This window comes from Paenibacillus sp. FSL R5-0345 (assembly GCF_000758585.1).
GTDB lineage: Bacteria > Bacillota > Bacilli > Paenibacillales > Paenibacillaceae > Paenibacillus_AQ.
In genome coordinates this window covers 3,080,808-3,104,673 of record NZ_CP009281.1, presented here as the reverse complement: position 1 = coordinate 3,104,673, position 23,866 = coordinate 3,080,808, and the positions used below count along the sequence as shown (strand labels likewise).

The window sequence follows — 23,866 nt, the reverse complement described above, 5'->3', positions numbered from 1 at the left end:
GTTACAGCGGATTAGGTACAAAGCTACCGCCCCGGCATTGTTTCAAATAATTTAAAGCATGTACTTGTCCCATCATTTCCAGCTCATCCCGATAAACAGGATCATGCCAGCCTTCAATATCAATCGTACCTTTATAACCTGCCTGACGCAAAATAGAAATAACATCGGTCCAGTTCGTATCTCCAAAGCCCGGAGTACGGTGCCATACATAAGGATTTGGCCCGTGGATACCATATTCTTTTACAATATCCCAAGCGATGGTCGCATCCTTACCATGCACATGGAAAATCTTATCTGTCCATTTACGAAGCTGCGGAATCGGATCAATCAATTGGACCATCTGATGACATGGCTCCCATTCGAGCCCTATATTATCAGCAGGCACAGCATTGAACATCTTCTCCCAAGCTAATGGATTGTGAGCAATATTCCAGTCACCTGATCCCCAGTCTCCACCCATGGAACAGTTCTCGAAGGCAATTCGCAAACCGCGATCCGCTGCTCTTTTGGACAACTCTCCAAACACCTCGGTAAACTTCGGAATGGATTCATCAATGGATACCCCTGGCAGCCTTCCTGTAAAACCTGATACCATATCCGTTCCGAACAAATGAGCATGATCAATCAGTCGCTCCCAGCTCGCAATTGCATCGGAATTATCACCAGTATTCGTCAAAGGATTGCCGAAGATCCCAACAGATGAGATCACGAAGTCATGTTCTGCTGCAAGCTCTTGCACACGCTTTCCAGTTTCTACGAGATCTGTTTCCCCTGTAGTTTGCCAGAAGGTTAAGCTAAAAGATTCAAATCCATGTCCTACAATTTGCGGAATCACTCTTACAGCGTCGCCGCCGCCTACTAATGTTCCAATTCGCATTGTATCCTTCATCTTGTGACCACTCCAATATTGGTTTATAGTAAGTGCTATAACCCGAGTATATACTGCTTCTGAGCTTAAAACTCTTATTATCTTGTGTTTATATAGTTGTATCTTGTGGGAGTTGTGTGAAATATGAGTTACCCTAATGATCTTAAAGAATATCCTCAATTAGAAGAAAAAACGTATCCCTTCCGATTATTTTTTAATGAATGCAAGAACGCAAAGATCGGTCAGAATATCCTATTTTTGCACTGGCATGAGCATTTCGAAATCATCATTATGCAGGAAGGCAGCGCCATTTTTCACATAGACAGCAAGCCCTATGAACTGCATGCCGGAGAGGTACTGTTTGTTCCCTCTGGAGGATTGCATGTTGGGTACAGTCTACGGGATGATCATGTTCGTTTTATCTCAGTCGTATTCCATAGTTCTTTATTTAAGGATTGGAAGCAGGATCCTCAGCATGAGCAGTTTGTAGTCCCTTATTTAGAGAATCGTTATCAGCTGCCGGTCAAACCTGCAGAGCTTGTTCCGACCTGCTCCACATATTTTTCTCTTCTGGATACCATCGTTGATGAAGTACATCAGAAAGGTCCTGCTTTTCAACTGGTCATCAAGAATCAACTGCATTTACTCTTTGTGCTGCTCTCTCGCACCTTTCTACCTGAACAGGTTTCTGGTAGAACAAATGAGCGTCATTCCTTTAATCGCGAACGTTTTAAGCCACTACTAGAGTACATGGAGAACCATTTCGATGACAAAATGACCGTAGAAAGCGCCGCAAGATCTGTAAATCTAAATCCTTATCATTTCTGCAAAACCTTTAAGAAGCTAACAGGCCGAACCTTCATCGATTATGTTAATCTTTGCCGAGTAAACGAAGCGGAGCGATTGCTGCTCGAGACAGATTTCACAGTGACTGAGATTGCCGGGAGAGTGGGCTGCGACAATCCCAATTACTTTACCAAGCTATTCAAGCAGTATAAAGGCATTACCCCTTCAGCGGTTCGGAAATAGGAGGTTCTGTCTCTGTTCGCAAAAATAGCACCGTTCGCCTCTCGCAAACGGTGCTGGTTATAGGATTATTCCATTGCTGTAAGCTCTAGCCTCCGCACACTTGCAAGCGCGGGAAAAGATTCATTCACCGTACCGGTACTCCAAAGCTCAACCTGCTGCCCTACTTTCAAATCCTTAAAGCTAATCGATTCTCCAGCTTCATTAAACATTGTTGACTTCTGATTGAATGAGAACCAGTAAGAGGGATCTTCCATACCAGGTTCAAGAATGAGAATCCGCTTCGCCTGTTTGGTATCGATCTGTACGATTTGACCTATTACATGTGGTTCGCCTAGCTCTGAAATGTCGTAGGTCAACATATCCGGATCAATCCACTTTTCTATCTCAAGTATGGCAGGTTCAGCATAATCAGATGGAATTGTAATCGTTACTTTATTACCAATCGTGTCCACACCGGAACCGTATAGATTAAGCTTCTGGTAGAGTTCTTGTTTATACAAAAGCTCTTGTGCAGCTAATAACTCTTGCATCGAATATTTTACATCATGGAGCTCATAAGTACCTGCCGCGAAAGTCTGAGCAAACCGCTGCTCAATCTGCTTGCTCAAACCCACGATATTGATATGAACCTTATTATCCTGTAGATAGATATCTCCGTTAGGAATCTTCTGAGCCGACAGGAAAGCTTTAACCGCCTCTGGATCACTGGAGTAAAGCACTTTTTCAGCTTCAGGATCTTCTATTTCAGCGCTCGCAGTAGCCAAGATATCTGGATTTGCAGTAATTGCAGCAGCTGGAGCCGGCTCTTTATACGATTGTTGATCTTCTGAACAACCACTTATGAATAGAATAACAACAGATATCACTATCCAGCCGCCAGTCCTCTTAAGCATACTTGTCACTCCCTCACTCTTTACCTTCTCAAACGGAGATTGGAAGTGATAGGTTGCAGATTCAAAAATGAATTCTCTAATCTAATGTATAAGGAGCGAGTCCAATCGGAAGAGCTTCAGGACGGGTGCAAGTACTCTCCATTTCGTAGAATGAATGAGCGTCTGAAGAATCATGGAATGCCCACATCGCTTCTAGTACATGATAAGCCAATTCTCCACTGGCGCGGTGCTTTCTTCCCGTCCGAATGGCATAAGCCATATCCGCTGGACCAATTCCGCGCGTATTTTGATCATATCCAGATAACAGCGTTTGCTCTGTCCATTCATTCTCACCCATGAGCCGGAATTTCACCGGACCGCCAAAGTTATTAGGATCCGGCACTTGAATTGTTCCAAGTGTTCCGTAAATTTCTATATGCGGCAGGTTACTGCCGCCAAAAATATCAAAGCTTGTAATCAGCGTTGCAATGGCTCCATTCTCAAATCTTAATGTTCCGGCAACGTGAGTTGGAATTTGAACAGGAATTTTATTACCCAATTTCTTCTCACTTGTAATCGTGCGTTCTTCTAGCGCTTTACCAGTCATCCCGCTAACCGTACGAATTGGACCCAATAACTGCACCAATGCTGTCAAATAGTATGGTCCCATATCGAACATTGGACCTCCACCAGCGGCATAGTAGAATTCTGGATCTGGATGCCAATGTTCATGTCCACGCCCCATCATAAATGAGGTAGCTGCAACGGGTTCGCCAATTACACCCTCCTCGATCAGCTTCAAAACGGTTTGAATGCCCGATCCAAAGAATGTTTCCGGGGCGCTGCCCACTAATACACCCTTTTCACGTGCCGCAGACAGAACTTGGCGTCCTTCTTCTCTTGTCACAGCTAGTGGTTTCTCAACGTACACATGTTTACCCGCTTCAATAGCTTTCAGGCATACTTCCGCATGAACCGCTGGAATCGTCAGGTTGATAACGATCTCTATCCCCGGATCATTCAGTAATTGCTCTGTGGTATAAACGTTCGGAATATTGTATTTATCCGCTTGCTCCTGTGCTCTCGCCAAGTCCAAGTCCGCACAGGCAACTAGATCTAGAATCTCGAACTTCTGGCAGTTCTCCATATAGATACTACTAATTTTACCGCATCCGATAATTCCTACTTTGACTTTATCCATTTGTTGATCGCTCCCAGAGATTATTGACTGTCTGCCATTCCGCTATAGCTACTACTAACCGCTGAAAGATGGGATTGTGCGTGAGTTTTTCCCTCGGCAGCCCATAGCAGTCCTCTGCGCATCATTTTCTTTACCTGTGGCATAGCTACAATATCGGCATGATGTCCAAGTGAATTATAATACACTCTGCCATGACCCCATCGTTTGGTCCAAGCTACTGGCATATCCACGGCTTTGTTGAAAGAATGCGGGCCTTCAACAACTGGAAACCGAGTCGTTGCAAGTACTTCTACAGCCGGATCAACATGCAGATAATATTGCTCTGAACAAACGGTGAAGTCTTCTAATCCCTCTACCAAAGGACTTGAGCTTTGGCAAATCTCTACGGTGTAGTTCACACCATCATTGCCGGGATGAGCTACCCATTGTCCCCCCGTCATAAACTGCCAATCCACATTATTTCGGAAAGAATCACACATCCCGCCATGACATCCTGCAAGACCCGTACCGTTCTGTACAGCTGCCGAGACATTATCCACTAGCTTCTGATCGATTGTCCCCATTGTCCATACCGGAACGATCAAATCTAATCCAAGAAGCCTCTCCGCATCACCAAAAGCCTCAAGTGTATTCGATACCTCCACTTCAAACTGTTCCTCTTGTAACAACTTAGCGAATATATCAGCTACCAGTTCAGGCTCATGGCCATCCCAGCCGCCCCATACAATCAATGCTTTTCTCATTCTCAGCACTCCTTCTATTAGAGGTTGTTCAAAAAGTCCGCTTTTGATCACGCATTTTTGTGGATTACATCTCAGATATATTGACCCACCGGCGCTGTTCAATAGAGCGTTCTACAGCTTCTAACACAGCTTGGCATTTCACTCCGTCATGGAAATTAGGTTCAGGCTGACGTTCTTCTTCTATCGCATTGGATAACTCCAACATCTCGTGGATAAACGTATGTTCAAAGCCAATCGTATGACCCGGCGGCCACCAAGCCTCCGCATATTCATGCGCAGGATCTGTAGCCAGCACACGCCGAAAGCCCTGTACATCCTCTGCGTCTGAGGTTAAATAGACTTCAAGTTCATTCATCCGCTCAAAATCGAATTTCACACTACCTAGACTGCCGTTTATCTCAAATGAATTGGTAGAGCGATGGCCTGCTGCGAACCGCGTAGCTTCAAAACTACCCAAGGCACCGTTTGCAAAACGGGCTAAAAACAATGTCGCATCATCAACAGTAACCTTTCCCTTTGGTGCATTCTTGTCCCCTTTAGCGCTTAATCCGGTCATTTCAGCAGCAAGCGGACGTTCTTTAATGAAGGTCTCACTCATGCCGATTACTTCTTTCACATCACCTACTAAGAAATGTGCCAAATCAATGAGATGCGCACCCAAATCACCATGTGAGCCTGAACCCGCAATTTCCTTCTGCAATCTCCACACTAACGGGAACTCCGGATCAATAATCCAATCTTGTAGAAACCATGCCCGAAAATGATAGATTTCTCCAAGCCGTCCGCTCTCAACTAGCTTCTTAGCAAGTCTAACCGCTGGCGAAAAGCGATAATTAAAACCAACCATATGTGTAACCCCTGCATCTTCAGCGGCTTGCAGCATTTCACGGGAATCCGCCAAGGTCAGCGCGAGTGGTTTCTCACAAAAAATATGCTTACCTGCTTTGGCTGCAGCCAAAGCTATCTCCTTATGTGCATTACTAGGGGCATTTATATCAATAAGATCAATATCCTCACGAGTGATTAGATCTTTCCAATCTGTTACACAATCCGACCATCCTAACTGAGTGGCAGCCTCTTCAAGCGCTTCAGCATTCCGTCCACAAATCACAGACATCTCTGGCTTAAGCGCTTTCGGGAAAAACATTGGCAGACTGCGGTAAGCATTACTATGAGCCTTACCCATAAATTTATAACCGATCATTCCAATGCGAAGCTGTTTCATCTTATTCCTCCTTAGGATTCATAATTATTGATGAAGCTCGTATTACTAATTCTGTCGGTAGTTTAATCTGGATGATTTGGGAGGACGCTGCCGTTTCTGAGAGGCTACACCCCAGCAATTCTAGTACCTTAGTTACAGCGATTTCACCCAGCTCATAAAAGGGAACATGCACACTGCTTAAGGCGGGGGTGGTAAGCTCAGCGGCATCCGAATCATCATAGCCCACCATAGCTGGGATACGATCCTTTGGGATACCTAGCTCCTGCAAACCTTGTTGCAAACCAATAGCCATTCGATCATTTGCGGCTACAATGGCATCAATCACATTCAGCAGAGGCAACATCTCTTTGGCAGCCATAACACCGCTTTTACGACTGAAATTCCCTTCGAATAAAAGTGAATCATCCAAAGGAAGGTTCGACTCCTCCAACGCACGCGAATAACCAGTTAAACGATCTCGGCTGTTCGAATAAGATACCGGGCCGTTTAGAAAGGCAATCCTCGTCAGGCCCTGATCCAGGAAGTGTTTGACCGCTTTCCGGCTTCCTTCGACATGATCAGCATCCACCTCATGAAAGGCCTCTCCTTCAAAATGCTGATTAATCAGGCAAAACGGATGACCTTCCACCTTCAATCGGCGAAGTGAGGCTAGCTCACCTGGTTCTTCTTTGGCACCGAGTACAATGCAAGCATCAATCTTCCGCATCTTAAACAATGCGCTATAGTCCATTGGTTCTTCAGCGTTTCGAAACAGCATTAACAGATCATAGCCCTCTTCTCGCGCCTTACTCCCAATGCCGCTTAATATTTCCGAAAAATAATAAGTGGAGAACAAGCGAGCTTTTGGCAAATAAGGCATGACTACACCGAGATTCCCACTCCTTCTTCGAGCAAAGCTCTGAGCGAGTGAGCTAGGAGTATATCCCAGCTTTAGAGCAGCGGCCAACACCCGTTCCTTCGTTTCTTCCTTGAGCGGACCTACATTGTTTAGCACACGAGAGACTGTGGCTTCTGAGACTCCGGCAAGCTCGGCAACCTCTTTACGGCTGGCGATAGAAATCCCTCCTACGAAAGCGCATTCAATTAATGTACGCGCGTACATTTTCTCATGAACCATGCCCTTCGTCAACCCTAATTTTGGATATTAAAAAATAATAAATCCCCTGAAATAAATCAGGGGATTTTATCATTGCCCGTCAACCACGCTTGTACATGCTTTAGGAATTTTTTAGTGGCAGGAGAAGCGTATTTCATGGAATGTACAGCAATCCCCAGTGATCTGAAACTACGTTCCTCCAATTCAAGCATCGTTACATTATAATTCTGACGAGTTAATACAAGCTCTGGCAAAATACTAATTCCAAGCCCCTTCTCCACCATGGCCATAATGGCATAATCATCACCTGCTGAGAACTTAATATTCGGTTTGATGCCTGCCTTATCCAGTACACGTCTAACATCATAATCCGAACCTGCCTTTGGTATGATGAAATCCTCTTTAGCAATTTGGGATAAGGATAGAAACGGCTCAGCACTAAGCGGATTTTCTTTGGACACGATGCCTAGCATCCTATCCTTTTTTAATGGAATGACATCGAACTTATCGCGTGTAGGCAGAGAAATAAAACCACAATCAACGACTCCAGCCTCGATCCATTGCTCAACCTCTAAGTAACCACCTTCCATCAACCTGATTTCTATATAGGGGTACTCACTGCGAAATTGCTTAATCATTCCTGGCAGCCAATGCACAGATACACTGGTGAATGTACCGATGGTAATGGTCCCTACCTCTAGCCCATGTATATCTGCCACCTCCTGCTTCAACTTTTCATTCCACTTTAGAATTTCACGGATAGGCTGCAGCACCTGCTCCCCATTTACCGTCAATTTAACGCCGGATCTATTTCTAATTAATAACGTGAAACCAAACTCCATCTCCAAGCTACTAATCGTGTGGCTAATTCCAGATTGCGTAAAGCCCAGCACATCTGCTGCTTTTGTTAAGCTCCCTAGCTCTACAACCTTTAGAAAAATCTCATATTTATTAATGCTCAACCTCTATCCCTCACCTTTTTTAATTACATAAGTTTTACTCATGTATCCTATGATAAACATTCAGTTACCTTATGTATAGAGCCGTATTATACTAAATTGAGTTGAAAATGAAGAAGGATGGATGACGAGATGAAACCGCTCAAAGCTGAGCTGATGCTGTTAGTTGTAACATTATTTTGGGGTTCTTCCTACATATTTATGAAAATGGGGTTAGGTACGTTAGGTGAATTCAATTTGATTGCACTCCGCTTCGGACTTGCTTTTATATTAGCCGCAGTGATCTTTCATAAACGCTTAAGAAAAGCTGACATCAAAACATTGAAATATGGTGCTTTACTCGGATTCTTACTCCTAGGCGTGTTCACATGTATAACGTTCGGACTTAAGACTACGACAACCTCCAATGCCGGATTTTTAGTAGCCCTTACGGTCATTTTTGTACCGATACTAGATCGAGTACTTTTCAAAAAAAGAGTCGCACCTCCGCAAGTTTTTGGCTCCGTACTCGCTATAGCTGGAATCGGACTCCTTACATTAAACGCTACCTTAAAAATCCAACCCGGTGACTTCCTTTGTATTCTCTCAGCGGTGTTTTATGCGGTCCAGATCTTATTTACTGGAAAGGCAGTCAAAGAATGTGATTCACTGAATATTGGGATCTTGCAGTTGGGATTTGCCGGAGGGTTTGCTATAGTGTTATCAGCACTGTTCGAGACGCCTTCGCTGCCTTCAACTTTACCGGCATGGATAGCGATCCTCGCACTTGGGATACTCTGTAGTGCCTGCGGATTCATCTTACAACCAATAGCTCAAAAATATACGACACCAACCCGCACCGGACTGATTTTCTCCCTTGAGCCGGTATTCGCTGCGCTGTTTGGTTATTGGTTCGCCGCCGAAAAGCTATCGATGCAAGGGTATGCTGGCGCAGCCCTTGTTCTACTGGGGATTGTAGCATCAGAGCTACTCGGTAAAGTTACTGTCAGTCCTCAGTGGACTCAGAAGAAACCAGAACATCTATAAAATGATTATCTAATACAAAAGGCGTCGTTAGCTATGCAAGCTGAACGACGCCTTTTTATATTAACTTAGATTATCGTATGAATTAATGTCCCATCATCATGGCAGCATCCGCCTTTTGACCCTCTTCGGAGGAGGAATCATTAGCGGAAAGCTTCGGTTTGCGCAGGATAATACTCATGAGTACACCGACTACAGCTATACAGCCAGAAAGGAAGAATACATCATCGAAGCCCAGTACTGCAGCTGTCAAAGGATTGCTTCCTGCTTTCAGTGCTCCCATGTGTACAGTAATTTGACTTGTCAAATAACCTGTTAAACCTGCAACCGCAAAGGCCACCACTACCTGCTGTGCAGCCGCTGTAAGCGATGTGACCCGGCTCACCAAATCACGCGGCGCTGCATTCAGAACATGTGTATTGAGTGGCATCATCGCTATCCCCATCCCAAATCCTAATAAAGCAAGATACATCATAATGGTATTTAAGCTTGTAGTTATCGTAATCCCCGATAGAAGGAATAAGGTAACTGTAATGATGCTCAGACCCACAAATGCCAGCGGGCGTGCCCCTATCTTATCAAACAATTTACCACCAAGCGGCATGCCGATTACACATGCTAAAGCTTGTGGAAGCAGAATTAACCCTGTCTCTAATGGTGTATAAGCCCGGATCTGCTGTAAGTATAGTGGTACAAACAACATGGAACCAAACAATGCGGCTTGCATGACCCAAGTTAAAATAATACCGCGGGTGAAATCTGAGGAACGAAACACACGAAGATCAAGCAGAGGCTGCTTATGCCGCAGTTCAACGATTATAAATAGAATCAGTGCAACACCCCCAACAGATAACCCGAGGATTGCAGGAGTCGATGACCAGCTATTCGCTCCACCTTCATTTACTCCATATGCCAGCATAGAGAACGCAATTGGAGCCAGTATAATACCTAGTATATCGAGATTGCCTTTACCGATCTTCTCCGTCTTGGGTAGATACTTCACACCAAGAATAATACCAACAATCCCAATCGGCACGTTAATCAAGAAGATCCAATGCCAGCTAACATATTCAACAAGCCATCCGGACAATATTGGGCCAAGTGCAGGTGCAAGCAGCATGGGAATCCCAAGCATCCCCATAATCGACCCTCTTCGTTCTGCTGGAGCTAACTTAAACACCATAGCCATCCCAATAGGAGCTACCATACCCCCACCAAGACCTTGGATTACTCGAAAAATAACAAGCTGCGAAGAAGTTTGAGCTATGGAACATAACATGGAGCCAAGAATGAACAACGTGAGCGTCACCAGAAACACCTGTTTAGACCCGAAGCGATCAGTCATCCAGCCTGCGAGCGGTATTACAGCAGCTAAAGCTAACGTGTAGCCTGTAATCGCCCACTGAATCGTTTTTAGATCTGAAGAAAAATAATCGACCAGTTTGGGTATAGCCACATTCACGACGGTGCCATCCAGAATAACCATAATCATTCCGACGATAATAGCAAGAAGCGGGGGGAGGATAGCTCTTAGTGAGAATGGCCGTTCTTCTGTCGGGCTACTCTGAGTAATTGATTTTGTCATCCAGTACTCCACTCTTTTCTCTAATTTAGTTAAATGCTTTAACGATTATTTCAAATTTTAATTTACCTTCGATGAATGTGAAAGTCAACAAATAAAACCCTTTTTTACAATAAAAATACATTGCTTTTACTTTCATCTCAGAAAGTTTATTGAAACAAAAAAAAGACTATGCATAGTCCCTTAGAAATTTCTTCTTAAGGAACGTACGCATAGCCTGTTGTACTAAAACTGTATCAATAATTTCCTCCAAATTATATGGAAGGAAGGTTTCCCTTTAATTCAACAATCTTACCCGACTTATTGAGAACAAACTCAAGGGATGCTTCCGTTACAGCAAAGCCAAGTACACATTGTATGGACATTTGATCTTCTTTTTGACTACTTTCAGTAGACTTTATGCCATGGTAAGTACCAGCTCGTGCAGTGAAATCAGCCCAATATTTCTGTAAACCCGTAACGGAAAGCGAACGCTTCATTTCATCACTAAAGAATCGATTCTCTAATTCTTGAAATTGTCCAGTGCTCAGCAGTCCCGCTATCACACTAGCTGTAACCTCGGGCGCATAAACTTCCACTAGATTAGCTTCTGCATTATAAGAGGTTACCAGTCCAGCACTAGTGAAAAAAGAGAGCGGAACATATAAGTGTTCCTTCTTAAGCACAACTGCATCCTTAAAATCTCTTTTTGCTGTATCATTAATGGTAATGTGGTCGTCTCCAACTTTATATTCAATCTTTTGTTTGACTCCACTTAATGTAATGGTGTCTGTGCTTTTTTGATAAGTGGTCTGATATTTTAAGACGCTTGATGTCTCTCTAAGAGGAAGCAGGACCGTAGAACCGTTTGTATAGGCTGAATACAGATCTGATTTCAGAACCTGACCATTTAAAACCACCTTCACTTCACTAGCATCTGCCCAAGCCGTAGAATAGGTAGTTCCTCCAAATCCATTTACCAATAATAGTACACTTAACACCACAACAACCGCGATTTTGTTCATCCGTTCGAAACCTCCCTTTTTTTGACTATTAGTATTATGTGCGTTTCCAGCATCTGCTAATCCTAATGGTAATCAAGCTTAACAAAAAAAGTGAATTGCTTCTTACATGGACTTTCAAGTTCTAGGTTATTCCACTTTGAAGTCAAAATATTGTTTAGGATAAGGTTCCTTGATCAACGTAAAATGCCACCATTCCTTACTGTAAGGTTTAAATCCTTGTTTTACCATCGCCTCTTTGAGAATTGCCCGATTTGCTTTCTGAGTCTTGTTAATTAAGGACGTATCGTAATAGGAGATATCTCCGAAAAAATCAAACGGGCTGCCCATATCTACCTCAGCTCCCGTTTCTTTATTTACGATCGTTAAATCGATGGTGCTGCCTCTGGAATGGCCTGATTTTTTAGCTATAAACCCGAGTTTGAATAGATTACGTTTATCCAGTCGCGGATAATATTGCTGTTTCATTTTAGTATCTACGACATTCTGTGACCAGCTTACAAAATGATTCACTGCCGTCTGAGGACGATAAGCATCATAAATTTTAAGGATATACCCTTTGTTTGCTAAATCATCACTTACAGCCTTCAAAGCCGTTGCCGCTGTCCGCGAAAATATCGCTAAGGGCGCCTTATAGCCATCGATCCGCTTCCCAACAAAATTGTTGTCCCCGTAATAACGAATCTCAAATTCTGCGGTAGGAATCACTTCATCCAGATAGACAAAACCTTGCGGTAAATGATTCTTCTTCTCCATTTGCATCTGCTGCAGCACGGAGTCTGTTGAAGAGCCGACATAAGCAGCATAAGTACTGCCCATAAACATAGTGTTTGTCCACAATAACAGCACAAGTGTGAAAACTGCGATTTTTGTTCCTCTTAATCCCATTCTCAATTGAGCCAGCCTCTTCTCAGATGTTGTCTTCACATATTCTAATAATTATGAGTTTACGGTTTCAACTAGAAATTTTTCGATTACAGGTGTGAATTTATTATTCGTAGAATTAAGTAATTGCAGCAGCTTTTCTAAAATCGAAAGAATTCTAGTATCGACTTTGCTATCTTTTAGTGCATCCTCATATGCCTTTTTTACTTCTGGTTTAATTACTCGCTCATCATAGTCATATGCAGGTGTATTACTTGTTCCATATAATAAGCGAGACGTTGCAAGGAGAAGTTCTTTTTGAAGAGCGGTTGAACGGTTAGAAGCAGGATATTTCGTCACAAAATCCTCTAGCGCAAGCGCCCTGTTCGTTAACTCGGTCCAACTAATCACAATCGCTGCATCAGAGACACTCGGTTGATTAGATTCGGTGGCCATAATATCAATATATGCTGCAATGTCCTTTGTAACATACGGCTTAAAAATCTTAAATCCCTCATAATGCATCACCGGATAGTACATGCCCTCACTGGTCTCCAGCTTATATCCCTTATCCCGGCCTTCAATTAACACGTTGCGTACGTTGGCATCTTTGATCGTATTAAGGAGTGAGGTATAGGTGAGATTTTTGTTTTTGGAAAAAGCATTATTTATCTCTTTCTGCATCTTATCCGGAAAAACCTTTTCTGAGTATACAGATAAATGAGCCTTCTGTGCATTCTCGAGCTGGAGAGTCATCCGTGTCGCTGTCCAGTTATCCACTACTTTGATGTGGTTAATTAAATAATTACGTGCGGCAGCAAGAGATGTCGGCTTCTGTACATACTGCTGGAATTGATTATAGACTTTTAGCGTTTCCGTTGCCGTTGCGGCAAGTACTGGCTCTATAACCAAAGTACTAAATCCTGTCACTGAACCAAGGGTTATAGCAATACTTAACAAGCTTGCTTTTTTCCAGTTCAATTAATGACCTCCTTATGCCATATATGTAATTGTACTTAATATTTAGACATACGGGAAGATCCTGAACCTAATCCAACGCAGTATTATTATGGACGCCTTCAATATCCTTCCTACGATAAATGCCCATCAAAAGTCCAATAGCAGCATATTCAAACCACACATGACTCCCATAGCTGAGAAACGGAAATGGAATTGAGGTCAGCATCATTCCCCCGCTCAAAACAGCAAGACCATAGGCAAATCTTATAGCAAGAAAAAATGCTAAACCAACAACAAGTGCCTGTCCGTAAGGTTCACGAATAGCTCGTATCGTTAAAAGAAGCTTAATGAAAAGCCAGGTTATAACAGCTACCAGAAGCAATCCACCCGCCCAACCAAAGCAATGAATAAGATAGACTGGCAACATATCGGAGTAGACATACGGCAGCTTTTGTTCTACTGATCCGAATCCGTGACCCCACCACCCAGCTGAACGAATTACTTCACGCATGACTTGATAAATATATCCATAACCTTCCGGATCTAAAGATGGATCTATAGCATTTATGAATCTAGCCAGCAAGTACTCACTATTTAATATAAAAAGTAGTCCAGCTATTGAAAAGAACCCTAACAACACGAAGCTCTTTAACCAATTGCGAATAATCCATAAATACAGTACTAGTGAGGAGACAAGATACAATACTAACTCTGGAAGAGCATTTAAAGAGATAAGCAACAACGCGGGGAGTAACAAAATGCCTACTTCGAACAGCCCGCTTCGCCAAGTTTTCTTGATAGCTGCTTCCCTACGATTTACTAGAATACCTGTTAGCGCAACAATCAGCATAAAAGGACGATAGGATGTCATGTCAGGTAAAATCAAAAAAATCCTAGGACCATAATTCACACCGTTCACTTGCGTTCCCCATCCAATACTCACTAATATCCCTATTATAGAAGTAGCATATAACACCCAAGAAAGTCCTTTTAATCTTCTGAAATCAATGAAGTACAATCCAAACATCAGTACAGTTCCTATGAGTATATTTATGGACTGCCGTCTAAGCGCATTATCTAAAAAAGAACCTTTAACAATATCACTATAGCCAGCATCCACAGAGCCCATTCCGATCAAACTAATCGCGGACAACAAAGCAATAGCTCCAAACAATCCCCAAGGAACTCGTGGTTTATGTATTTGGTGAAGTTCCTTCCCTAACGTTTGCGGATTACCCATTTGTGCGATTGCCCAAGCTATTGCTTCATCTCGGAGCATGCCGGTCGCTTCTTTTTCACAGATCAAATCTTCTAAATGACTGGCTAATTCTTGGCGTATTTCTGGATGAGTTTTTTTCGCTTTAATCTCTGCACATACTTCGTCCAAAAATTGCTGCTGCCTTTCTTTCATCATACATTCCCCTCTCCCAGAACAGAATCAACTGCACCTTTGAACATAACCCATTCTGCCCTTTTCTCTTTGAGCTTCTCTTTACCTTCATCCAGAATTCTATAGTACTTCCGCTTCCTTCCGTCTACCTCCATCCAATAGGCTTCAACCCAGCGTTCACTTTCCATCGCATGCAGGATCGGATATAAGGTTCCTTCTTTTAATGAAAAAATGCCCTGTGATCTCTGCTCCAACGCTTTGATCAGTTCATAACCATATAACGGCTTCTCCAGTAAAAGAGTCAGAATCAACGTGCCTGTACTGCCCTTCAGCATTTCTTTACTTACTTTCAATGGTCTGCGCCTCCTGATTACTAAAGTCCAATGATTAATATTTGAATATCCTGTTATATTAATTATCCTTCAATACCTAGAATAACTATACATCGTAAATCTATGTATGTAAAATCCAGGCTTATTGGTTACTCTGACATGTATAATATTACGTAAAAAACAACATTAGAAAAAATTAAACGACGATCGCTCCACGGTGTTCTGCCGATGGGTGATCGTCGTTTTTCTAAATACCTCTATATAATAATCAATCCTCCTACTTGTAATCAAAATATATTTATCCAATATATGTTGACACAATATATATTGGTCCGATATATTATAAGCGTGATATACAAATATTTCTAAACAACAAGGAGGTTCTGTTTTGAACAGTCAGGATGTTATTTTAGGCATGCTTATGAAAGAATCGAAGACTGGTTACGAAATAAAACAGTTATTGGAGGATGTATTCTCTAATTTCTATAGTTCTAGTTATGGAACGATTTATCCCACACTTGCCCGCATGGAAAAGGAGGGTTTGATAACTAAGGAAAATGTGCAGCAGGAAGGTAAGCCTAATAAGAATCTTTTAAACATCACGGATAAAGGAAGAGATAGTTTTAACGCCTATTTACTAGCCCCACTAGAGGCTGACAGTATTAAGAAATCTGATTTTATGATGAGGCTATACTTTGGTGAATTTGTTGGGTATGACAAGGTGATTCTTTGGTTGAAGCAAGCACAGGAAGAATCACAACAGAAGTTAGATCAATTACTTGAGCAGTATTCACTTTATAAAAATACAATGCATCCAGCACAGATCATCTGTATCCAAATTGGCATAGAAGAATATAAAGCAAAGCTCAAAATCATTGCCGAAGGATTGTCAAACATGGAGCAGTTAGTGCTTACAAAGTAAGTTTTGTACGTACCAAGTGAAGAGGTAACGCTCAAAAAACTTTAGGAGGAATTGTTAATGAAAACAATTTTTATAACAGGTGCTTCGTCTGGCATTGGGAGAACTACAGCAAAACATTTTGCTGAAAGAGGATGGAACGTCGTAGCCACGATGCGTTCACCTGAACAAGAAAGTGAACTTATTACACTTGATAATGTATTGGTTTTACAGCTTGATGTTGAGAAATCAGACACAATTCAACCTGCGTTAGCGGAAGCGATTAAGCGGTTCGGTAAAATTGACGTTCTTCTCAATAATGCTGGTTATGGAACAATGGGTCTTATAGAAGTAGCTACAGATGAGCAGATCAGAAGACAGTTTGAAGTGAACGTGTTTGGTCTTATCAGTATGACTAAAGCCATATTGCCACATTTTAGATCGAATCAAGAGGGTTTACTGATCAATATCTCTTCTATGGGAGGGAAAGTAACCTTTCCTACGATGTCTCTGTATCATTCAACTAAATTCGCCGTAGAAGGTTTTTCTGAATCCGTATCTTATGAATTAGCATCACAGAACATTAGAGTTAAGTTAATTGAACCAGGTGCTATTCAAACGGACTTTGGTGGAAGATCGATGGAGTTCTTTTTTAATGATGCATTAACGGATTATAAACCCTTTACTACTGCATTCTTGGGTAAATTAGGTGAGATGGAAAACCAACCTTCCTATGCTTCACCTCCAGAAATTGTTGCGGAAACAATATATCAAGCCGCCACTGATGGGACAAGTCAATTCCGGTACATTGTTGGAGAAGATGCAAAAATGCTCATTCAAATGAAAGAAAATACAGATGAACAAGAGTATCTGACTAATATAGCCCAGCATTTTTCTTAAAAAGAAGTTAGGTGGCGGACGCTTCTCGGTATTCTACCGGGGAGAGGTCCCTCTTTCTTGTTATGAGTAAAAAAATCCCCTCCGATTAACAGTGGTATGTTCATACGTACATGAACCTTCTCCACTATCTACCGTAAGGGGATTTTACAAGCTTAAGGATTAATGCATAGGTGTATTCATTTTATGATCAACAACTACTCTTTTTACGAAGAACGCAAGAATTAGACCTACAATTGCCATACTCATTCCGAAAATAAATGCATTTTGCACACCTTGCGTGAACGCAGGCAACATATTAGCCGGATCGGCTGGATCAGCCACAGTCTTCAAATAACTCTTAGAACCTGCAGACATAATGCTGACAGCTAATGCAGTACCGATCGCACCAGCAACCTGCTGCAATGTATTCATGATCGCTGTACCATCAGGATATAATTCTAGCGGCAGCTGGTTAATTCCGTTGGTTTGTGCAGGCATAAATACCATCGACACACCAATCATAAGCGTACTGTGAAGTACGATTACGAATACGACTGTAGAAGCTACAGTAATACTGGAGAAGAACCATAAAGCTGTAGCAGCAATAATCAGGCCTGGAATAACAAGCCATTTAGGACCGTATTTGTCGAACAGACGACCCATGATTGGGGACATCAGTCCGTTAATAATTCCCCCTGGAAGTAGCAGCAAGCCTGCCTTGAACGCTGTATATCCCTGACCCTGTTGAAGATACATTGGAAGAATCAACATGGATGATAGGATAACCATCATACAAATAAATACCATAGCCACACCAATGGAGAACATTGGATATTTAAAAGCACGCAGATTAATCATAGGCTGCTTCATCTTCATTTGGCGCAAGCCGAACAATAAGAGTGATACCACACCTACTACGATAGCTATGATTACTTTTGGACTTCCCCAACCGGCTTCTTCACCGGCGCTGCTGAAACCAAACACGATTCCACCAAACCCGATCGATGATAATGCTATGGAGAGGATGTCGATCTTCGGCTTCGTTACCTTCGTTACGTTCTGCATGAAGAGGATTCCGAATATCAATGCGATCACCAGGAAGGGCAGTGACAGCCAGAAGATCCAGTGCCAGCTAAGACTTTCAATTAGAAGTCCAGCAATAGTAGGACCGATCGCTGGCGCTACCATGATAACCAAACCAATCATCCCCATCGCGGCACCACGTTTTTCAGGAGCAATGATGATAAGGATCGTATTGAACATAAGCGGTAATAGAAGCGCTGTACCCATTGCTTGTACCACACGCGCTGTTAATAGGAACTCAAAGCTAGGTGATACTGCAGCTAGAAACGTTCCTAGTATTGAAAAACATAATGCAGCAACAAACAACTGTCTAGTCGAGAACCACTGAAGCAGCATACCCGAAATCGGTACTAGAATTCCCAGTGTAAGCAGATAAGCTGTCGTTAACCATTGTGCTGTTGCTGGAGTGATTTGAAGGACATTCATAAGATCACTTAAAGCTACATTTAGTGCGGTTTCACTGAACATTCCGATAAATCCTGCAAGTAGTAATGAGACTAGAATCGGAATGGTTTTAAACTTCTTTACTTCCTTTTGTTGCTTTCCTTGCATAGTTGCTTCCACTCTTAATCCCCCTGATGTTCTTATCTATTGTCTCTCTCTAACCAAGTATTGCTGGGATAATCTTCGCCGCCGCGAGAAGCGGCTGTTCATCCCGTAAAGTCAGCGTCTGAAGAAGCGCTCCTTCAAATAATGAGACTACTACTGAAGCCTTATCGGCTGCAGTGTTGCCCTCCACACCTTCTTCCAGAAGGCGTTTCTTGATCACATCCTGCAAGTCCATAAACACAGATTTACATGCAGCCCGCAGCTCCTCACTAATACAAGAGGTCTCCGCCGCTAACCAAAAACTGAACGGAACGATCCCCTCAAATGAAGATTCTACTGCTTTCATAGCCATTCCTAGAATAAAGTCCTCCATTGCTTCAGCTGCACTATTGCTGCTCTCCATATGACAGTTCAGCTTCTGAGCGACTGTTAGACTATTCCGGTTAATGCATGTTAAAGCCAGTTCTTCTTTACCGTGAGGGAAGTAGTAATAAAGAGATCCCTTCGGTGAATCGCTGTCTTTAATAATCTGATTTAATCCTGTTGCATGATATCCCTGAGAAAAAAATAATTTCGAAGCGGTGTCCAGAATCGCCTCACGCGTATTCGGCTTGTTCGACAAGCTGACACTTCCTTTGCATTATAACAATTGGTCTACATAATAAAACCATATTTTTAAGAGATATGTCAACATATAAATTACTTAAATTCAAAGTAATTTGGTGGAAGTACGGTAGTCAGGTTACCACCATCTGCTCAGTACATCATGTTACCCCATCGGACTCAGATGCAGCTATTTGCGCTAAAACTGGCTTTAAGATACATTATCGGACCTGAGCGACACTACTTCACTAAAATGGAGTAGTTTCCATCTATTTTTGAGCACCTAGCTGCATTGGAGTCCGATAGTTAACCCTCACCGGGAAAATAATTAGCCTCTCGCCCACTTTATCCGCCCGAAATTATCTACTTCCCAATCCCTCATCCTCAGCGTATATTATAATTATTCCAATGAGAAAGGTGTGAATTTATGCAGGACGTGCCTAAAGGAATTCCACGGCCATTAGTAAAGACTAATCAGGCGTTTATCGTCATTTCAGTAATATTAACATGGCTAACAGGACAGCACTGGATCCTTGCGCTGCCCTTGTTCGCCGGATTGCTTGGCCTCTCGTTCGGTTACAATCCCATTATTAAGCTTGCTGGTAAGTTTCTGACCAAAGAACGTTCGCACTATGTACTCGAAGACTGGTCACAACAACAGTTTAACCAAACCATTGCTGTCTTCTGCCTAGCAGGTGGTCTGATCAGCTTCTTCGCTGGCTGGACGATTGCTGCTTATATTTTCACAACGCTCGTTGCAGTGGCGGCTACGGTTGCGATTTTTGGTTTTTGCATCGGATGTTTTATCCATTATCAGTGGAGAATGTACAATTACAGACGTAAACAAAGCACAAATTAAATCGCAAAACCCCTAATCCCGTTCTTCTCCAACAACATCCCAACGATGACGAAACTTTAACAATCGTGGATGAAGTGATGGTGGTGCTGATGTCAGCAATAACCGAATCTTTACAATCCACTCTTCAAATGAGGAATATGACGCAAACTGATTTGCCACCTCAGGCGTTAAATACAAAAAAATCGGCGAAGGATAGATTTCAACAAGATGCCGAAGCGCCGAATCGAGCGGAGTATACTTCTTTCGCTTCCCTTCCAAGCTCTCTACCGTGATGAAGCTACGTCCTTGTTCCCTTTTCCACTCATGCAGCCGGTCTTCACGCTTATAATAAGCGCTCACCGGCTCTTTTGTCATTCGTCTCACCGTTTCTTCATGAAGCGGATACAGCACTAGCTTAGTGAAACGCCGATCTGCTGCAGTCTTTGCTGCGATTTCAAGTTCCTGATCGGTGATATGCTCAAAAGAATCGTAAAACACTAACGTCCCTTTACGTTGTTCAACGGGTGGCTCATAGCCGTAGGGAACATGCTGAATGTCTCTTTTCAATGAAACCCCTCCTGCTTGTTCTATTCATTAATCATATCATGTGACAACGGCAGGGCTATCATTCTTATCTTGCAGCTGAAGACGAACTGTTGATGAAATCCTGAACTTTTAAAATTAGAGTGGGATAAATCAATGGATAAGTTAGATTCGTTGGGATATCAGTAAATCCTTTGATTTCCGCCATCTCATATGGTGGGAGCTCTGCGAATTGTTCCACATTTGCAAAAAATAGTTTTCCATAACTCCCAGGTGCATCATCCATGGTTACCTTATAAATGGTTATCGGGACAATAGAGAATTGCTCCGCTCCCGTTTCCTCAAATAACTCTCTAGCCGCTGCCTGCTCCGGTGTCTCGCCTACTTCTATATGACCTCCGGCAAACTCCCACGTCGAACGATCCTGATGTCTTGCTAAGATCCATTCTTCACCATGCTTAACCATAATAACAACGTATTCTAAATCAACTTCTTTTTCCTTTTCAAGATTAAATAAGCTTATCAGCAATTCTATCCCTCACTTTCCCACTGCTTCAGATACTCCCAGCCTCATCCCAAGCTAATTTAAATGCTGCTACACTCTGAAACCGCTCCTCCCGCTCCAAGCTGACTGCCCTTAAAGCAACATCGTATTGGGCTTTGCTCGCTTCCCATTTTGCAAACGATCGATCGGAGGCTCCTCCTAAAAGAACAAATGCAGTGGCACCCATATTGAATACATTTGTAACTTCATCAATCGGTGCATCTAAAATAAATTCTTCCGGTGACTTGAATCTTGATGAGCCCCAGAAGTTCTCGCCCAGATCATTTACAGTAGGCTTAAGTCTATAAAAATCAATATCACAAATCCTTGTTTCATCGTTCGCAAAATCATACAGAATACTTCCATCATAAAAATCCACTGCTACATAACCCTGCAACTCAACAAGCTCATGAAACGAAAAGATCACGTCTAAGGACGCTAAACGTTGTTCAACAGATAACTGCTTATAGCGGTAAAAAGGCGACTCCGGATGGCTCAGCTTAGCTTCACCCGCAAAAAGCCAATGTGAATGTAAACATTCACCTGCAAACCATTCAAATACCGCTGCATACCCCGTCCCAACTTCAAAATGTGACACCAAATTGATCAGCGATTTAGATTCAAGTTCGTTATACAACGGGATAGCTTCAATTAAACGGCTAACAGCATCCAAGGGATTCCCGTCGAAGGTCAAAGGCTTTGCCCCAGCAAATTTCACAAAAAACTTCTGCCCCTCCTTCTCCACACCAAAAGAAAGATTTCCAGAGTCCTGCTGGTCAAACACTTTAAACACCACACCTAGCTTTGTTAACCATGCAAAATCATAAGGCTCTTGCAATTGAAAACTTACCGCGTCAATTTCATATGTATATTTTTTTTCGCTCAACTGTACCTCCGCATTTACTAATTTAAGTTAGTTCTATTTTCATAAAGATTCCGGCGATGGTTGTTTCCTGTGGACCGGTTCTTTTGACAATCTCATATGGCTTAAATCCTAACCTGGAATATAATAACATCCCTTTGGTATTTACATTATGACAAACCAGATGTAACTCATGAAGCTGTAGGTCCTCTTTAGCAGCAGCCAGCATGGTATGGATCAAATACTCCGCGGCTCCTTTACCTCTATAATCGGGTGAAATAATAACATTCCCCAGCCAGTACAACTCTTGATGTTGTTGGTAATATAAATTGGCGTATCCGATGACTTGGTCGTGTTCATTTAGAATCACTGTTTGCTTATCCCGGCCTTGTGCAGCCTGCTCTAATTGTTCGGAGGTAAGTGGATATTCCAGCTTGGGCGACATAAAGAACACTTCCGTTGAATCTTTAGGAAAAGCACATATTGCGGCATAGTCTGCAGATACTGCTTTTCGATAACTGTAATTCATTTCATTTCCTTCCTTCTTAACTTCATTCATGTTCTTGTTCGATATTTAATCACTAGAATAATAACCAGCAGCACAACACATAGGGACATCGTATTCGTAATTAAAAAAGCTAAACCTACTCCCGTAACCGCCAAACTGATCGCGTAAGCTTCCATTAGACTAATCCCAAGCAGCATTAGCAAATACGACTTTAAATTCAAATCAGCTACGGATTTGGATTTCAAGATCTGAACAATCTGAGGAATCCAACCTAAAGACAGGATCACTCCACCTATTAATTGCATGACTGCAAACATAACAGCACCTCCACGGATTGTATTACTGTTGTATTCCGGGCGGCTCAGTCTGGTTCCAATTCATTTCAAAATAACTGAAGCTTACTATAGGCATAAGAGGCGGCACCAATAGTACCCGCCCGATTCCCAAGCTCTGCTTGAACAATTTTGCACTTACTGCTGGATAGCTTCAATGCATGCTGACTTACTGTTTCTCTTACAGGTTGGAGCAATTTATCGCCCGCAGCAGCCATCCCTCCACCTACAATAATTAGATCAGGATTGAGAATATTCACCACATTTGCTAATCCAAATCCAAGGATAGTGCCGGTCTCCTGCATAACCTCAATGGAGAGGGCGTCTCCGAGTTCGTAAGCTTCAGATATCATTAACGCGGTAATTAGCTCTTCTTGATCATTCGTCCACGTCTGAATCATACTGGTTCGGCCTTCCTTTAGCATCTCTTTAAACGTATTCACCATGCCAATAGCGGAGACATATCTACCTAGGCAACCCGAGCTCCCGCATTTGCAGGGACGTCCGTTTCTGTACATATTCATATGTCCGATTTCACCAGCGCTGTAGGCCGTGCCGTAGATTACTTTTCCGTCGTTCACGATACCCGATCCTAATCCTGTTCCCAAGGTAATCAGAACCAGATTGTTGTAACCTCTACCTGCGCCTTGCAGCCATTCTCCATAAAGATTAACCCTCACATCATTATCAATAAAAACAGGAAAGTCATAGAACGCTCTCATCTCGTCAACAACATTTACATGCTCCCAATCCGGAAAATTCGGCGAGAAAAAAGAAACTCCAGCAACTGGATCTAATAATCCGGGCACTCCGATTCCCATACCTACTACTAAATCAAATGAAATATTTGCTTCAACAGTAATCAGACGTACAGCTTCTCTAATCCGTCCCAGTACATGTGATGGCCCTTTAGCTGCCTCAGTAGGTGTAGATATTTCTTTTACAGCTATAAAATCGGTATCGTACATTCCTGCTTTGATATTCGTTCCACCGAGATCAATCCCAATAATATATCGTTTCATAAGAACCTCCAGAATTAGAAATAACTTACCCTTTCATTATGAATGCCTGAAGGCTGAAAC

Annotated in this window: 26 protein-coding genes; 5 read left to right on the top strand and 21 right to left on the bottom strand. The window is 42.5% G+C overall.

Annotated features, from left to right (window positions below):
• Position 1: 1 nt before the first annotated feature.
• Positions 2-889, bottom strand: a complete 888-nt coding sequence (locus tag R50345_RS13605; protein ID WP_042127341.1) for a sugar phosphate isomerase/epimerase family protein — start codon at positions 887-889, stop codon at positions 2-4.
• A gap of 123 nt (positions 890-1,012) precedes the next feature.
• Here R50345_RS13605 and R50345_RS13600 point away from each other — a divergent pair, with 123 nt between their 5' ends.
• Positions 1,013-1,897: a helix-turn-helix domain-containing protein gene (locus R50345_RS13600; protein ID WP_042127339.1), complete on the top strand. Its 885-nt coding sequence runs from the start codon at positions 1,013-1,015 to the stop codon at positions 1,895-1,897.
• 65 nt (positions 1,898-1,962) lie between these two features.
• On the opposite strand, the gene R50345_RS13595 is transcribed toward R50345_RS13600, so the two are convergent.
• The 6 genes from R50345_RS13595 to R50345_RS13570 form a co-directional block, all read right to left on the bottom strand.
• Positions 1,963-2,790, bottom strand: coding sequence for a DUF3221 domain-containing protein (locus tag R50345_RS13595; protein WP_042127337.1), 828 nt, complete (start codon positions 2,788-2,790; stop codon positions 1,963-1,965).
• Between the two features lie 76 nt (positions 2,791-2,866).
• On the bottom strand, positions 2,867-3,970 hold the full coding sequence (locus tag R50345_RS13590; protein WP_042127335.1) for a Gfo/Idh/MocA family protein: 1,104 nt from the start codon (positions 3,968-3,970) through the stop codon (positions 2,867-2,869).
• A gap of 20 nt (positions 3,971-3,990) precedes the next feature.
• Complete coding sequence (locus R50345_RS13585) at positions 3,991-4,713, bottom strand: ThuA domain-containing protein (protein ID WP_042127333.1); 723 nt, start codon at positions 4,711-4,713, stop codon at positions 3,991-3,993.
• A 64-nt stretch (positions 4,714-4,777) separates the two neighbouring features.
• A complete protein-coding gene (locus R50345_RS13580) occupies positions 4,778-5,938 on the bottom strand; it encodes a Gfo/Idh/MocA family protein (RefSeq protein ID WP_042127331.1) in 1,161 nt (386 codons plus the stop codon).
• 1 nt (position 5,939) lies between these two features.
• Positions 5,940-7,055, bottom strand: a complete 1,116-nt coding sequence (locus tag R50345_RS13575) for a LacI family DNA-binding transcriptional regulator (protein WP_231574186.1) — start codon at positions 7,053-7,055, stop codon at positions 5,940-5,942.
• Between the two features lie 56 nt (positions 7,056-7,111).
• The gene (locus tag R50345_RS13570) at positions 7,112-7,996 is read right to left on the bottom strand and encodes a LysR family transcriptional regulator (RefSeq protein ID WP_042127329.1); all 885 of its coding nucleotides are present in this window, start codon (positions 7,994-7,996) and stop codon (positions 7,112-7,114) included.
• A 129-nt stretch (positions 7,997-8,125) separates the two neighbouring features.
• On the opposite strand from R50345_RS13570, the gene R50345_RS13565 reads away from it, so the two are divergent.
• Positions 8,126-9,019, top strand: coding sequence for a DMT family transporter (locus R50345_RS13565; RefSeq protein WP_042127327.1), 894 nt, complete (start codon positions 8,126-8,128; stop codon positions 9,017-9,019).
• Between the two features lie 82 nt (positions 9,020-9,101).
• Here R50345_RS13565 and R50345_RS13560 read toward each other — a convergent pair whose 3' ends face one another.
• From R50345_RS13560 to R50345_RS13535, 6 genes are all read right to left on the bottom strand, one after another.
• A complete protein-coding gene (locus tag R50345_RS13560) occupies positions 9,102-10,601 on the bottom strand; it encodes a DHA2 family efflux MFS transporter permease subunit (RefSeq protein ID WP_042127325.1) in 1,500 nt (499 codons plus the stop codon).
• A 251-nt stretch (positions 10,602-10,852) separates the two neighbouring features.
• Positions 10,853-11,602, bottom strand: a complete 750-nt coding sequence (locus R50345_RS13555; protein WP_042127323.1) for a stalk domain-containing protein — start codon at positions 11,600-11,602, stop codon at positions 10,853-10,855.
• A gap of 126 nt (positions 11,603-11,728) precedes the next feature.
• Complete coding sequence (locus R50345_RS13550) at positions 11,729-12,487, bottom strand: M15 family metallopeptidase (RefSeq protein WP_231574264.1); 759 nt, start codon at positions 12,485-12,487, stop codon at positions 11,729-11,731.
• 51 nt (positions 12,488-12,538) lie between these two features.
• Entirely contained in the window at positions 12,539-13,444 is a 906-nt protein-coding gene (locus R50345_RS30295) for a hypothetical protein (protein WP_052414592.1), read from the bottom strand.
• 67 nt (positions 13,445-13,511) lie between these two features.
• Positions 13,512-14,837, bottom strand: coding sequence for an FtsW/RodA/SpoVE family cell cycle protein (locus R50345_RS13540; protein WP_042127321.1), 1,326 nt, complete (start codon positions 14,835-14,837; stop codon positions 13,512-13,514).
• A complete protein-coding gene (locus R50345_RS13535; RefSeq protein WP_042127319.1) occupies positions 14,834-15,166 on the bottom strand; it encodes a PadR family transcriptional regulator in 333 nt (110 codons plus the stop codon). The genes R50345_RS13540 and R50345_RS13535 overlap by 4 nt, the downstream gene beginning before the upstream one ends.
• A gap of 367 nt (positions 15,167-15,533) precedes the next feature.
• Between R50345_RS13535 and R50345_RS13530 the strand changes: the two genes are divergently transcribed.
• Together R50345_RS13530 and R50345_RS13525 are read left to right on the top strand one after the other, a co-directional pair.
• Positions 15,534-16,067, top strand: a complete 534-nt coding sequence (locus R50345_RS13530) for a PadR family transcriptional regulator (RefSeq protein ID WP_052414591.1) — start codon at positions 15,534-15,536, stop codon at positions 16,065-16,067.
• Positions 16,068-16,124: 57 nt separating this feature from the next.
• Positions 16,125-16,943, top strand: a complete 819-nt coding sequence (locus R50345_RS13525; RefSeq protein ID WP_042127317.1) for an SDR family oxidoreductase — start codon at positions 16,125-16,127, stop codon at positions 16,941-16,943.
• 159 nt (positions 16,944-17,102) lie between these two features.
• Here R50345_RS13525 and R50345_RS13520 read toward each other — a convergent pair whose 3' ends face one another.
• Together R50345_RS13520 and R50345_RS13515 are read right to left on the bottom strand one after the other, a co-directional pair.
• The gene (locus R50345_RS13520; RefSeq protein ID WP_042132147.1) at positions 17,103-18,557 is read right to left on the bottom strand and encodes a DHA2 family efflux MFS transporter permease subunit; all 1,455 of its coding nucleotides are present in this window, start codon (positions 18,555-18,557) and stop codon (positions 17,103-17,105) included.
• A 49-nt stretch (positions 18,558-18,606) separates the two neighbouring features.
• Positions 18,607-19,176 (bottom strand): TetR/AcrR family transcriptional regulator, encoded by a 570-nt coding sequence (locus tag R50345_RS13515; protein WP_042127315.1) that lies wholly within the window; start codon positions 19,174-19,176, stop codon positions 18,607-18,609.
• Positions 19,177-19,584: 408 nt separating this feature from the next.
• Between R50345_RS13515 and R50345_RS13510 the strand changes: the two genes are divergently transcribed.
• Positions 19,585-20,016, top strand: a complete 432-nt coding sequence (locus R50345_RS13510; protein WP_042127313.1) for a DUF4395 domain-containing protein — start codon at positions 19,585-19,587, stop codon at positions 20,014-20,016.
• A 12-nt stretch (positions 20,017-20,028) separates the two neighbouring features.
• On the opposite strand, the gene R50345_RS13505 is transcribed toward R50345_RS13510, so the two are convergent.
• The 6 genes from R50345_RS13505 to R50345_RS13480 form a co-directional block, all read right to left on the bottom strand.
• Complete coding sequence (locus R50345_RS13505; RefSeq protein ID WP_042127311.1) at positions 20,029-20,562, bottom strand: hypothetical protein; 534 nt, start codon at positions 20,560-20,562, stop codon at positions 20,029-20,031.
• Positions 20,563-20,626: 64 nt separating this feature from the next.
• Positions 20,627-21,067: an NUDIX hydrolase gene (locus tag R50345_RS13500; protein WP_042127309.1), complete on the bottom strand. Its 441-nt coding sequence runs from the start codon at positions 21,065-21,067 to the stop codon at positions 20,627-20,629.
• A 25-nt stretch (positions 21,068-21,092) separates the two neighbouring features.
• Positions 21,093-21,968 (bottom strand): serine/threonine protein kinase, encoded by an 876-nt coding sequence (locus R50345_RS13495; RefSeq protein ID WP_042127307.1) that lies wholly within the window; start codon positions 21,966-21,968, stop codon positions 21,093-21,095.
• A gap of 22 nt (positions 21,969-21,990) precedes the next feature.
• Positions 21,991-22,503 (bottom strand): GNAT family N-acetyltransferase, encoded by a 513-nt coding sequence (locus R50345_RS13490; protein WP_081954077.1) that lies wholly within the window; start codon positions 22,501-22,503, stop codon positions 21,991-21,993.
• Positions 22,500-22,769, bottom strand: a complete 270-nt coding sequence (locus R50345_RS13485) for a PQ-loop domain-containing transporter (protein WP_042127303.1) — start codon at positions 22,767-22,769, stop codon at positions 22,500-22,502. Before R50345_RS13485 ends, R50345_RS13490 begins: the two co-directional genes overlap by 4 nt.
• A gap of 65 nt (positions 22,770-22,834) precedes the next feature.
• Complete coding sequence (locus R50345_RS13480) at positions 22,835-23,806, bottom strand: ROK family protein (protein WP_042127301.1); 972 nt, start codon at positions 23,804-23,806, stop codon at positions 22,835-22,837.
• Positions 23,807-23,866: the final 60 nt, after the last annotated feature.